The sequence below is a fragment of the Paenibacillus planticolens genome (assembly GCF_013141725.1).
In the GTDB taxonomy this organism is placed as follows: domain Bacteria; phylum Bacillota; class Bacilli; order Paenibacillales; family NBRC-103111; genus Paenibacillus_E; species Paenibacillus_E planticolens.
Genome location: NZ_WHNZ01000019.1, coordinates 47,546 through 59,964, shown reverse-complemented (window position 1 = coordinate 59,964; position 12,419 = coordinate 47,546). Strand labels below are relative to the sequence as shown.

General features: G+C 43.6%; 18 protein-coding genes. 2 read left to right on the top strand and 16 right to left on the bottom strand.

Annotated elements, in window-relative coordinates:
• Positions 1-187: 187 nt before the first annotated feature.
• A complete protein-coding gene (locus tag GC097_RS11240; RefSeq protein WP_090826664.1) occupies positions 188-418 on the bottom strand; it encodes a hypothetical protein in 231 nt (76 codons plus the stop codon).
• A 154-nt stretch (positions 419-572) separates the two neighbouring features.
• Positions 573-1,184 (bottom strand): stage II sporulation protein M, encoded by a 612-nt coding sequence (locus GC097_RS11235; RefSeq protein WP_171683397.1) that lies wholly within the window; start codon positions 1,182-1,184, stop codon positions 573-575.
• 112 nt (positions 1,185-1,296) lie between these two features.
• On the opposite strand from GC097_RS11235, the gene pdaB reads away from it, so the two are divergent.
• Entirely contained in the window at positions 1,297-2,079 is a 783-nt protein-coding gene (gene pdaB, locus GC097_RS11230) for a polysaccharide deacetylase family sporulation protein PdaB (protein WP_171683396.1), read from the top strand.
• 26 nt (positions 2,080-2,105) lie between these two features.
• On the opposite strand, the gene GC097_RS11225 is transcribed toward pdaB, so the two are convergent.
• Entirely contained in the window at positions 2,106-2,702 is a 597-nt protein-coding gene (locus GC097_RS11225; protein WP_171683395.1) for a KinB-signaling pathway activation protein, read from the bottom strand.
• A gap of 158 nt (positions 2,703-2,860) precedes the next feature.
• On the opposite strand from GC097_RS11225, the gene gerD reads away from it, so the two are divergent.
• Positions 2,861-3,607: a spore germination lipoprotein GerD gene (gene gerD, locus GC097_RS11220; protein ID WP_171683394.1), complete on the top strand. Its 747-nt coding sequence runs from the start codon at positions 2,861-2,863 to the stop codon at positions 3,605-3,607.
• A 46-nt stretch (positions 3,608-3,653) separates the two neighbouring features.
• On the opposite strand, the gene salA is transcribed toward gerD, so the two are convergent.
• From salA to infA, 13 genes are all read right to left on the bottom strand, one after another.
• The gene (gene salA / locus GC097_RS11215; RefSeq protein ID WP_171683393.1) at positions 3,654-4,751 is read right to left on the bottom strand and encodes an iron-sulfur carrier protein/transcriptional regulator SalA; all 1,098 of its coding nucleotides are present in this window, start codon (positions 4,749-4,751) and stop codon (positions 3,654-3,656) included.
• A gap of 57 nt (positions 4,752-4,808) precedes the next feature.
• A complete protein-coding gene (gene cwlD, locus GC097_RS11210) occupies positions 4,809-5,570 on the bottom strand; it encodes an N-acetylmuramoyl-L-alanine amidase CwlD (protein WP_171683392.1) in 762 nt (253 codons plus the stop codon).
• Between the two features lie 71 nt (positions 5,571-5,641).
• On the bottom strand, positions 5,642-6,814 hold the full coding sequence (gene sat / locus GC097_RS11205; RefSeq protein ID WP_171683391.1) for a sulfate adenylyltransferase: 1,173 nt from the start codon (positions 6,812-6,814) through the stop codon (positions 5,642-5,644).
• 20 nt (positions 6,815-6,834) lie between these two features.
• Complete coding sequence (locus tag GC097_RS11200; protein WP_171683390.1) at positions 6,835-7,527, bottom strand: phosphoadenylyl-sulfate reductase; 693 nt, start codon at positions 7,525-7,527, stop codon at positions 6,835-6,837.
• A 267-nt stretch (positions 7,528-7,794) separates the two neighbouring features.
• Entirely contained in the window at positions 7,795-8,187 is a 393-nt protein-coding gene (gene rpsI, locus GC097_RS11195) for a 30S ribosomal protein S9 (RefSeq protein WP_171683389.1), read from the bottom strand.
• A gap of 18 nt (positions 8,188-8,205) precedes the next feature.
• Complete coding sequence (rplM, locus tag GC097_RS11190; RefSeq protein WP_127457525.1) at positions 8,206-8,643, bottom strand: 50S ribosomal protein L13; 438 nt, start codon at positions 8,641-8,643, stop codon at positions 8,206-8,208.
• 175 nt (positions 8,644-8,818) lie between these two features.
• Positions 8,819-9,580, bottom strand: a complete 762-nt coding sequence (truA, locus tag GC097_RS11185; RefSeq protein WP_171683388.1) for a tRNA pseudouridine(38-40) synthase TruA — start codon at positions 9,578-9,580, stop codon at positions 8,819-8,821.
• Positions 9,581-9,717: 137 nt separating this feature from the next.
• Positions 9,718-10,083, bottom strand: coding sequence for a 50S ribosomal protein L17 (gene rplQ, locus GC097_RS11180; RefSeq protein WP_057304263.1), 366 nt, complete (start codon positions 10,081-10,083; stop codon positions 9,718-9,720).
• A 24-nt stretch (positions 10,084-10,107) separates the two neighbouring features.
• Positions 10,108-11,052, bottom strand: a complete 945-nt coding sequence (locus GC097_RS11175; RefSeq protein ID WP_029196443.1) for a DNA-directed RNA polymerase subunit alpha — start codon at positions 11,050-11,052, stop codon at positions 10,108-10,110.
• A 125-nt stretch (positions 11,053-11,177) separates the two neighbouring features.
• Entirely contained in the window at positions 11,178-11,573 is a 396-nt protein-coding gene (rpsK, locus tag GC097_RS11170) for a 30S ribosomal protein S11 (RefSeq protein ID WP_028557470.1), read from the bottom strand.
• 18 nt (positions 11,574-11,591) lie between these two features.
• Positions 11,592-11,960 (bottom strand): 30S ribosomal protein S13, encoded by a 369-nt coding sequence (gene rpsM / locus GC097_RS11165; protein WP_028557471.1) that lies wholly within the window; start codon positions 11,958-11,960, stop codon positions 11,592-11,594.
• Between the two features lie 19 nt (positions 11,961-11,979).
• Positions 11,980-12,093, bottom strand: a complete 114-nt coding sequence (rpmJ, locus tag GC097_RS11160; RefSeq protein WP_003333770.1) for a 50S ribosomal protein L36 — start codon at positions 12,091-12,093, stop codon at positions 11,980-11,982.
• A gap of 107 nt (positions 12,094-12,200) precedes the next feature.
• Positions 12,201-12,419 (bottom strand): translation initiation factor IF-1, encoded by a 219-nt coding sequence (gene infA, locus GC097_RS11155; RefSeq protein ID WP_009676800.1) that lies wholly within the window; start codon positions 12,417-12,419, stop codon positions 12,201-12,203.

Below are 12,419 nucleotides of genomic sequence, written 5' to 3'. Positions count from 1 at the left end.
ACTTTCTAACTTCATCGCCATCTGTTTAGCGGCGACTTTTTTAATATACCACATCGGCCCAGAACATTGCAAGTATTTTTTTCGAAAACTTTTTGGGAGTTTATCCTGAATGACTTGCTTGTCCTTATTTCAAAGGGGCGAGTTATAAAATACCACATAAGAAGAGGGTAAGTCAAGAACATACCCCCTATTTTTTTTGAGCTTGGTAATTACGGTTTCTGGCATATTTCGAAATTTCTTTGGGAGTCGCTAAGCGAGCATACATCCTGAAAATAACTTTATATCTGGATTCTATGGCTCCTTTAATCTCTTGATCAATTCTTTTGTCATTCAAATCGAACAGCATCTCATCTAGCTCTTTGCGCAGTACATAATCTAATTCTCTGCACTCCCGATCATTGAACAAAAATCCGAGCATACATCCATCCAAACCCCTCTCGACTGTGGAGATTAATGGCACTATTAGCAGGATTGAAAAGAAGCGGCCAACTACATAGATGTGTTTGCCGCCCTACTGCTTTACTGTTATGCTCAGTTTTTGCCATTTTTATGACAAGGTCATTGAATTTTTTTTACAAATGAACCAGCCAATAAGTGAGAGTACTTTCAATGATTGCCGCTAACAGTAAAAGAACAACGATTACCGGTATAAGAGGCTTTGTTAGACGGAGAGTTCTGAACAATTCGGAAGAAGCCGTTCTTTTTTCGGCAGGTACAAGCAGCTGCGCGGCGCTTTTCCAAACCAACATACCGAGTTTAAGCCCATATGCACAAGCCAGTAAAATAACCGGTATCTCGATAATGCCATGCGGAAGAATGCCTTTGAGCACAATAGACAATGTACTTTCATGTGTTTGTAAAGAGAGTACATATCCAAGAATCATGCCGTTTGCAACTAACATGAAGAGCGGCAGTACGCCAAAGAACAGCCCCAGAAAAATGATGCCCACAGATTTTACCGCATTATTGAGAAAAATAATAAAGAAAAACCATAGCTGCGGATTCTCTTTATTACTAAGCGATTGGCTTATGGACTTAAGTCCTTGCAACTGCCCTTCTAAAAAATGCGAAAATTGATCGGAGTTCGCCCAACCCAAATAAAAACTAACGCCAAAAACTAAAACAACAACGATGAAATAATGTTTCATTTCTTTGAAATGCTGGAATAACGGTTTGAATGTCATTTGGTTTCCCTCCAATTTCGGAAGCATAAGTATTGTGTACGAGCATACATTATTTATTAAAGAGTATACAAGCCTTACCTTTTTGTGAGGCATAAGGAGGTACTAGCTGTACATGAACTATTTTTTTGTACTCAACGCCAAGAAGTTTAAGCAATATGTATTCATTGCTCTTGCTATTGTATTTGCAGCAGCTATTGTCTATTCGGAGCAAAGCAATGTATCTGTCTTTTCCAATGCAGAGCCTTCAGCAATTTATAGCGTACAGACAGAGAAAAAGGTCATCGCGCTAACCTTCGATATTTCTTGGGGAGAAAAGCGGGCAGAACCGATCCTGAGGATTCTTAAAGATAAGGGCGTAAAGAGTGCAACCTTTTTTCTCTCCTCGCCATGGAGCAAGTCTCATCCTGAGATCGTAGAGCAAATCAAGAAAGATGGTTTTGAAATCGGCAGCCACGGCAATAAACACGATAATTACAGCACGCTTAGCGATGAAGAAATACGCAAACAAATAACGACCGCGCATGGGATATTAACTGAATTGATTGGAAAAGAGCCTAATCTTATCCGTCTACCCAATGGCGATTTCGACAAACGCGTGCTGCGAATTGCCAATGATTTAGGCTACTCCGTTATTCAATGGGATACAGATTCACAGGATTGGCTCAATAAAGGCGTTGATACCATCATTAACCGAGTGCTGACGAAAGCACACCCTGGAGATATTGTCTTGCTGCATGCCAGCGATTCTTCCCAACAAACGCATGAAGCCTTACCCGTTATTATTGATCAATTGAGAGCCAAAGGGTACGAATTCGTCACAGTGAGCGAGCTGATTAAACAAACCGAAGTGGAAACTGCCCCTGTCGAAGACCGCGCAATGAAGCAGTTCAATTAATATCCACTAAAAAAGAGCTAATCGAATTAGCTCTTTTTGTTATCCAATATTTTATGTAAAATCAAAATTTGCCATGCATTGCAAACGAGCAGCGGAGCTAACATAAATAAACTTGAAGCGGCATTGTCCAGCTTTAATGCAGGTACGGCTTCCAACACGGATACAGCACACATAAAGAACAATGTTGGGATAAAGGCATTGCGATTTGTCAGTCTAACTTTCCAATAAGCAACCCCTAAAGAAATGATCAATATGAGAAGCGGCAAGACGGAGTAACTAAATACGGAGCCATCTCCCTCAAAATTCGTCATTCTAAGATATACAAGGTCAATCAGCACGACAATAACAATCGTTAATTGCAAAAGATCCCAAACTGTCTTGGATTTAATAATGCCGGCCGCTATAAATCTGACAATCAGATAGGCAAAAAAGCCCATTTGACTTAATACGCTAATCGTCGCTCCCCCGAGCAGCATATTTACCACATTAAAGCCAACTGCAGATAAGCCCATAACAGAAAATTCTTTATCGGAAAATTGTAAAATAAGCCCAATCGCTATAGATACAACCATCCCTAATAGTAATGTTGTCCAAAATAAATGAAACCATTTGCGCAGCGTCACGTGTATTCCCTCCATCATTCACTCTAATAGCTAATTGTACAACGATTGAGATAAAAAGCCAATGATTTGACCTTATATTCTGCCCCTAACCACGCATACTAACATTACTAAGCTAGGGAAGGGAGCATGTTCTCATGATAATAAGAAGGTTAAGCCCGATGATGTTTCTGCCGCTCATTACGCTCGCTTTACTTCTTTCTTCGTGCGGTTCTGATAAATCATCACAAGGTCAATCACAAGCCAATACGTATAAAGAACAAAAGACGATGATTCTTGATATTTTAAAGTCGGAAGATGGTAAAAAAGCGATCAGCGCGGCCAATCGCAGCATCATGAATGGTGACGTGGGGGCGGCCGGGGTAGCCGGACAATCACAGATTAAATTGCTTTCTGCTAATGAATCCTTGCAGCTGCAAATGGCTGTCAAAGATGTTCTAACGGCAAAAGAAAATAATCAGTTTCTCACGGAAATGATGAAAGATCCTAAATTTGCCGGCGACTTTGCGAAAGCTATTCAAAAAGAGACAAAGCAAATGTACAAGGAACTTTTAAAAGATCCTGAATATCAGAAATCACTCGTTGATGTGATGAAAAACCCTGATTACGAAAAGATGGTTCTGGATGTTATGAAAACAGCTCCTTATCGTCAGCAAATGCAGACGGTTATGGAGGACTCAATTCAAAGCCCTCTATTCCGTGCCCATATGGTTGAACTTCTTAAATCTGCAATTGCTCAGCAAAGCAAATCTGATCAAATGCCTTCGGCAAAAAGTGCCCAGAAGAAAGATAGCAGTGGTGGGGGCGGCGGAGGGGACAGCGGACAAGACAAACAGAAGGACGACAAAAGCGATTCCCAAGATTCGGATAAGAAAAAGAAAGATTCGGGCTCATCCGATTCACAGTAGCATACCAAAAAGGGCTAACGGAGGTATTCTCCGACAGCCCTTTTGTTTACTTTTCTAATTTTGCGATGATATTCGCGGCCATATCCAAATAGATTTGTCCGGTTTTGGAATCTTGCTTGTAAACGGATGGCGAATAATCTATTTCCGAAATATGATTATCAGGAGCTCCCAGCGGGATCTGAGCTAGTAACTCGCTATGCAGATCATCGGCCAGCCTAGCACCGCCGCCTTTGCCAAATATGAAATCTTTGCTGCCGCAATCTTTGCATTCATAGTAGGACATGTTCTCCACAATCCCCAAAACTTCGTGGTTCGTTTGAATGGCCATCGCCCCTGCCCTAGCCGCTACGAATGCTGCCGTTGCATGTGGCGTAGTGACAATCACTTCTTTACTTTGAGGAATAAGCTGATGTACGTCCAACGCAACGTCTCCTGTGCCTGGCGGAAGATCGAGAAGAATGTATTCGACGTCCCCCCAATTCACTTCGTTGAAGAAATTGCGGAGCATTTTCCCAAGCATTGGGCCACGCCAAATAACCGGCGCATTATCTTGTACAAAGAAGCCCATAGATATCACTTTAACATCAAATCTCTCCACCGGCATGATCACATTATCGACAAGCTTAGGCTGCTCTTCGATCCCCATCATATCCGGGATGCTGAACCCGTAAATATCGGCATCGATGATGCCTACTTTCTTGCCTTGACGAGCTAAAGCGACAGCTAAATTAACAGTCACAGTCGATTTGCCTACGCCGCCCTTGCCGCTCGCAACAGCGATAAATTGCACTTTGGAGGCTTCTCCCAGGATTGGTTGGTCAATCGGAGGCTGGACAGGCTTAGTCTGCTTAGACGCTTCTGCATCTGGTTTATGCAGTTCTTCGATTTGATTGCGCTCATAATCCGTCATTTGTCTGAAGCGAATATGAACTTGCGGCGCTCCCAACTGTTCTATCGTTTCTCGAATAAAAGTCTTCGCAGTTTCTTTGAACGTCTCATCTTCTGCTGCCACAATCAAGCTTAGCGAGACACTTTCCTCTTTAATTAAAATATCTCGAACTAAATTGAGCTCCACAATACTTTTGTTATATCGAGGCTCTTGCAGAGGTTTCAATGCTTCCAATAGCTGATCTTTATTTATCATAGCCACTCACCTTTATTCAGAGATCGAAATTATATTAGTGGCCTTTATTATATCACATTATGATTCAGAACCCACTTTCTCCCCGGCATAAAATCTAAGAACACCTTGGTAGATGGAGGCAGCGACCTTCTTCTGGTATTTTTCATCAGCAAGCAACCTGGCTTCCTCTGGATTTGATAGAAAACCTACTTCTACCAGGGCACTTGGAATTTTTAACGTTTTTAGCAAGTACACCGTTTTGTCTGCCGGTTTGGCGACACGATCCGTATTCTCCAAATTTCTTTTCAACTCGAGCTGAATTAACGCAGCGAGATTCGGATTGTTTGGATTATTCGTGTAGTAGAACGTTTGTGCGCCTTTCCATTTTGGCGATGGAATACTGTTCAAATGTACGCTCAGAAACATATCCGCTTTTTTATCATTGATCATGTCTGCGCGATTGTGTAGATCTTCCGTTTTCCTTTTACTGTAGCCTTTCGTTCCGGCGTCTGCCAGATCCGTATCTGTTTCTCTAGTCATCACGACGAGGGCCCCGGCTTGCTGCAAATAGTCGCGTAATTGCAAAGTGATCGCTAAATTGATATCTTTCTCAATTACGCCTTCTTTACTGGAAGCACCGCCGTCCGGGCCTCCGTGCCCAGCATCCAAAGCGATCGTTTTACCCGATAGAGGTAATGTCCAATCTGACCAAGTTTTCGTCGCTGGAAGCTCATAGGCATAAATAAAAACAACTAGTGCAACCAGCAAAGCCGAAAGCGCTAACTTAAGACTACTGTGAAAAGTTAGCCAAACGACCAACCGCTTCTTCCTTTTGCGCATAAAAAATCCACCTCTGTTCCCCATAGACTCTGTAACATCTATATGGGACAGGGTGGACAAATATACCTTGCTTAGACTTGATATTCGGGGTCTCTCAGGCCTTCAATCAGAACTTGAGCGACCTCTGGGCGAGTAAACTCCGGAGGAGGACACTCACCGCCTCTAAGCAATCCGCGAACCTTCGTACCGGAGAGGTGCAGATGCTGTGACTTCTCATGCGGACAAGTTTTGCTTGACGCCATGTTGCCGCACTTTGTGCAGAAGAAGCTGTGTTCGAAGAACAACGGGGTGATCCCGATCTCCTCTGCTGTAAAATGGCTGAAAATCTGTTGAGCTTCATACGTGCCATAATAATCGCCTACGCCCGCGTGGTCGCGTCCTACGATAAAATGGGTACAACCATAGTTCCTACGAACAATCGCATGCAAAATCGCCTCACGAGGGCCTGCATAACGCATAGCAGCCGGATAAACCCCAAGGAAGGTACGATCCTGCGGATAATAATTCTCAAGCAGAACAAGATAGCTTCGCATCCGAACATCAGCGGAAATGTCATCGGATTTCGTCTCGCCAACAAGCGGGTTGAGGAATAGAGCATCCACAATTTCCATAGCTGATTTCTGAATGTATTCATGCGCACGGTGAACCGGATTACGTGTTTGGAAGCCCACAACCGTTCGCCAGCCCTTCTCCGCAAAAATTCGGCGCGTTTCTGAAGGATCAAAGTAGAATTCTTCAAACTTCTCAGGCTTAGGACGGTTCAGCAATCGAATAGGCCCACCGATATACGTAGATGAACGGGAGAACAATTTATCTACGCCAGGGTGTGCCATATCGTCGGTTTTAAATACCTTAACTGCCTCATTCGCTTGGTCAACTGTGTAGATGCTCATCGCATCCAGGATGGCATACGCAACGCCATCTTCTTCACCCACAAGGGCAACCTGTTCACCGATTGTAATGGTAGAAGCAATTTCCGGAGCAATGGACAACGTAATTGGTATGCTCCAAACTGTTCCGTCCACAAGACGCATCGTTTCTACCACAGACTTGTAGTTTGCCTCATCAAGAAAACCGGTTAGCGGGGAAAATGCACCTACTGCGATAAGATCCAAATCAGAAATCGTCCATGAACTTACACGAATTTGTTTCAATGAGACCGCGCGTTTGAGAAGTTCTTCTCTTCGTTCTGCCGGAACTAGGCGATTGACAAGTTCGCCTCCATGCGGTTCGATCGTAGTCATTACGTTGCACCTCCATAAATTTATTTATGAAGTCCGCATTCTGTTTTCTCGATGTTTGCCCAACGACCCGCGCGCGGATCTTCGCCCTCTGCTACTTGACGTGTGCAGTGTGTGCAGCCGATGCTCGGGTAGTTACGGTCATGCAGCGGATTATAAATCACATCGTTCTCGCGAATATAATTCCATACATCTTCGGAAGTCCAGCCAGCCAATGGATTGAACTTGATAAGGCCAAATTTCACGTCGTACTCCACTTTCTTAGCATTTGCACGAGTCGGCGCTTGATCGCGGCGGATTCCAGTGATCCAAGCGTCATAATTCTTGAGAATATCCGTTAGAGGATCAACTTTACGGATATTGCAGCATTGGTTCGCATCGTTTTTCCAGAGCTCATCGCCGAACTTCTCCGCTTGCTCCTCAAGTGTAAGTTTCGGCAAGACTTGAACGAACTTTGTACCGTAGTGCTGCTCTAAACGATCTCTAGTATCATATGTTTCAGGAAAATGAACATTCGTATCCAGGTAGAAAATATCTACGTTTGGATTAATTTTTTGAAGCATATCCACAAGCACAACATCTTCCGCACCAAAACTGCAAGCAAGCGTTAAGCTAGAGAACGTTTCAACGGCTAATTTCAAAACCGCTTCCGGTGACTGGTTCTCGAATTCCTCAGCCGCTTTCGTTACAAAGGCTTCCTTCTCAAAAAGATTCATTGTCAATTTACCTCCATCATTAATTCCGAGTAATATTCTATGATTTATAATTTTATTATAGCTGAGTTCTTTTTCCTGTCAATTACTTTTCATCATTTTGGTATTAACTTTATCAAATTTCGGAAATATACTTCAGATTCGGTATCGAATTAACCTTTAAATGAGAATACTTTTCAATGAAAAGAATAAAACCTTTATGAAAGCATAAAAAAACCTTTCTAGCATGCAGCCAGAAAGGTTTCTTTGTAGCGCCAAAGGCGCAAGATCTTAACGTTTGGAGAATTGAGGAGCGCGACGAGCGGCTTTCAATCCATATTTTTTACGCTCTTTCATACGGGAATCACGTGTTAGGAATCCTGCTTTTTTCAAGGATCCACGGTATTCCGGATCAGCTTTCAACAAAGCGCGGGAGATACCATGACGGATTGCTCCAGCTTGTCCGCTGATTCCACCACCATTAGCAAGAACCAGAACATCGTATTTACCGACAGTTTCTGTCAATGCCAAAGGTTGTTTAACGATAAGTTTCAAAGTTTCTAGACCGAAATACTCATCTAGTTCACGTTTGTTGATAATGATGCGTCCTTCACCCGGTACAAGGCGCACACGCGCTACCGAATGTTTACGACGACCCGTTCCATAATATTGAACTTGTGCCACGAAACGTTCCTCCTTATATTAACCGCGAAGATTCCAAACTTCTGGTTGTTGTGCTAGATGTGGGTGTTCTGCTCCACCGTATACTTTAAGCTTAGTTTTCAAGCTATCGCCAAGACGGTTCTTAGGAAGCATACCGTGTACGGCAAATTCGATCATGCGATCAGGTTTGCTGTTCAGCAGGTCCTGAGCGGAAGTCACTTTCAAACCACCTTGGTACAAAGAGTGACGGTAGTACATTTTGTTTTGCATTTTTTTACCAGTAAGCTTAATTTGGGAAGCATTGATAACTACTACGAAATCACCAGTATCTACGTGTGGAGTGAACTCCGGTTTGTGCTTACCGCGGATAATGCTAGCAACTTCACTTGCAAGACGGCCAAGTGTTTGGCCTGCAGCGTCAACAATGTACCATTTACGCTCTACTTCATTTGGCTTCGCCATATATGTCGTGCGCATGCTGAATCCTCCTAAAAATATATCTCAATTACATTATTATTATGGTTAAATTACATTAGCGATGGATGGTATTCATGGCAATTAAGGATCAGGGGCTGTGGGGTAGCCGATCACGAAACGCCAAGTTATATTTTACACGAAGATTCGATAAGAATCAAGTAGTGTTTTCGGCTTTTTAATACTCAACCCACCATAGCGTTAATCCCATAGCTTCGGCCGTAGGCCCTGCTTCAGCTCGATCTCTGGCTTCAAGAATACGCAGCATGTCACTGCTTGTTCTCTTGCCTTCACCAATCTGTATCAGCGTTCCTACGATGATCCTAACCATGTTATACAGGAAGCCGTTCCCCGTCACAATCAGACGGATTCTTGCGACCTTGTCCGTCGACATCATCTCATCGGTTTCAGTCTCCATACGAACCTCGTAGAGAGTTCTCACCTTGTCTTCCTTATCTGTTCTCACCGTACAAAAAGAAGTGAAATCATGCTCTCCTAGCAAGCAAGGGAGCGCCTCTCTCATGGCTTCCACATTTAAATGCGTAGGGTGATGGTATTCAAAATTGCGGTGAAAGACATCAGGGAAGCGCGCCGAGCGAATCGTATAACAATATGTCTTGCGTTTCGCGGCTTTGCGAGAATGAAAGGAAGGAGGGACCTCTTCCGCGGTATGTGCGACGATATCCCTTGGCAATCGAGCATTTAGAGCTAAACACCAACGTTCCACTGGGATCTTGGAGTTCGTGGTGAAATTAATAACTTGTGCTCTCGCATGTACACCGGCATCTGTACGGCCGGATGAGATGACTTTCACCGACTCACCCGTCAACATCCTTACAGCTTGCTCCAAACGATACTGAACCGTATCTGCTTTGGGTTGTATCTGATACCCCGAATAGGCCGTGCCATCATAGCTAATGGTAAAACGTAGATTTCTCAAGGCTTGTTCCTCCATGAGTCATCCTTCCTATCTCCGTGGTTAGCTAACGCTAAGCTCACACAAGAGGAACGCGCCTAGACTGCAAAAAAAGGGCTTCACCAGAATCTATGATTCCGTCCACCCTTTCCCATCCGTCTTTATGCGCGATCTACTAGCTCTAGGTATACCATTGGTGCTGCGTCACCGCGGCGTGGTCCCAGTTTAAGGATACGAGTGTATCCACCTGGACGCTCGGAGTAACGAGTAGCCAAATCGGAGAAAAGTTTTTGAATCGCATCTTGATTCTCGTTAGCAGCTTCTCTACGAACAAAAGCAGCAACCTGACGGCGTGCATGAAGATCTCCGCGTTTCGCAAGAGTGATTAACTTCTCAGCGATGGAACGAATTTCTTTTGCTTTTGCTTCTGTAGTTTGAATGCGTTCATGTATGAACAAATCTGTAACCAGATCACGGAATAATGCTTTACGATTACTGGAATCGCGGTTCAACTTCCTGTAGTTCATTGAATTAACCTCCTTCTAACAAGACTATTCCTCGGTACGAAGACCCAAACCAAGCTCTTCGAGCTTTTCTTGAACTTCTTCAAGCGATTTGCGACCTAAGTTCCGAACTTTCATCATGTCTTCTTCTGTTTTGGTAATAAGCTCTTGTACGGTGTTGATCCCTGCACGCTTGAGGCAGTTGTAAGAACGAACAGATAGATCCAGTTCCTCGATAGTCATCTCCAGAACTTTCTCTTTCTTATCTTCTTCTTTCTCCACCATAATCTCAGCATCTTTCGCTTCATCCGTCAAGCCGACGAACAAATTCAAATGTTCAGTTAAGATTTTGGCGCCCAAGCTCACGGCTTCTTCTGGCCTGATACTTCCATCGGTCCACACTTCGAGGGTCAACTTATCATAGTTCGTCACTTGGCCGACGCGAGTATTTTCAATACTGTAGTTCACTCGGGTAATAGGCGTGTAGATCGAATCAATTGGAATCACACCAATTGGTTGCTCTTCATGCTTATTTTTGTCCGATTGGACGTAACCGCGTCCTCTGCCCGCATGAATTCTCATGTGAAGACGTGCATCGGGAGATAAGGTCGCAATATGCAGATCCGGGTTAAGAATCTCCACATCGCTATCACCGCGGATATCAGCCGCAGTAATATTACCTTCTCCTTCTGCATCAATTTCAAGCACTTTCTCCTCGTCGGAGTGAATTTTCAACGAAAGTCCTTTTAGGTTAAGGATAATTTCCGTAACATCCTCAAGCACGCCTGGAATCGTTGAAAACTCATGCAAAACGCCATCGATTTGGACAGAGGTTACTGCAGCCCCGGGTAAAGAGGACAGTAAGATACGACGTAGTGAGTTACCTAATGTTGTACCATAGCCACGCTCCAACGGCTCTATGATAAATCTTCCATAAGCGCCGTCTTCACTTAATGCTACGGTTTCTATTTTTGGCTTTTCGATTTCGATCATGAAATGTACCCTCCATTCAATACGTCGTTTCCCTCTGGATACTTCGTTTCAAAATTTCATAGTATGCCTATCCTTCAAACCATTATTCACGTTTTTAGGATAATTATACTACAAAGTAATCCGAATTATACGCGACGACGTTTTGGAGGACGGCAGCCATTGTGAGGAACCGGAGTCACGTCTTTAATCAGGTTTACTTCAAGACCTGCTGCTTGCAAAGAGCGGATTGCTGCTTCGCGGCCTGCACCAGGACCTTTAACCATAACTTCAACAGTTTTCAAACCGTGCTCCATAGCTGCTTTAGCTGCTTTTTCAGCTGCCATTTGTGCCGCAAAAGGAGTACTTTTACGGGAACCTTTGAATCCAAGGTTTCCTGAAGATGCCCAGGAAATTGCGTTGCCATGAGGATCCGTGATCGTTACGATCGTATTGTTAAATGTTGAACGGATATGTGCTACTCCGGACTCAATATTTTTACGGTCACGACGTTTCGTACGGACGACTTTTTTAGGTTTTGCCATTAGCTCTAACCCCCTTTATTATTTCTTCTTATTAGCTACCGTACGACGAGGACCTTTACGTGTACGAGCATTAGTTTTAGTACGTTGTCCACGAACAGGAAGACCACGGCGGTGACGAAGACCACGGTAGGATCCGATTTCGATTAGACGTTTGATGTTTAGGGAAATTTCACGGCGAAGGTCGCCTTCTACTTTAAGGGTTTTGTCAATTACATCACGGATTTTGCTCACTTCATCTTCCGTAAGGTCGCGAACGCGAGTACTAGCGTCGATACCTGTGGAAGCGATAATTTTCTGAGCAGTTGTAGTGCCGATACCGAAAATGTAAGTCAACGCGATTACAACTCGTTTGTCACGAGGTAAGTCAACTCCAGCTAAACGTGCCATCTACAGATTGCACCTCCTTTTAACCTTGTTTTTGTTTGTGCTTAGGGTTTTCGCAAATTACCATAACGTTACCTTTACGGCGAATAACTTTGCATTTCTCGCAAATCGGTTTAACCGATGGTCTAACTTTCATTTTTAAGCCCTCCTTATCATCGTAAGCAACCATGTTGCGTTTTCTGTTAGAAAACTTGCTTCGTAAGCATACGCCTTGAGAGAGTAACTTACATGTAAGCCGAACATTTATTTAAAACGGTAGGTTATACGGCCTCTCGTTAAATCGTAAGGCGATAATTCTACGGTAACCTTGTCTCCAGGCAAAATGCGGATAAAGTGCATTCTGATTTTACCGGATACATGGGCTAGGATTTTATGACCATTTTCCAATTCAACCTTAAACATTGCATTCGGAAGAGGTTCAATCACTGTACCTTCTACTTCAATTACATCTTCTTTGGCCAC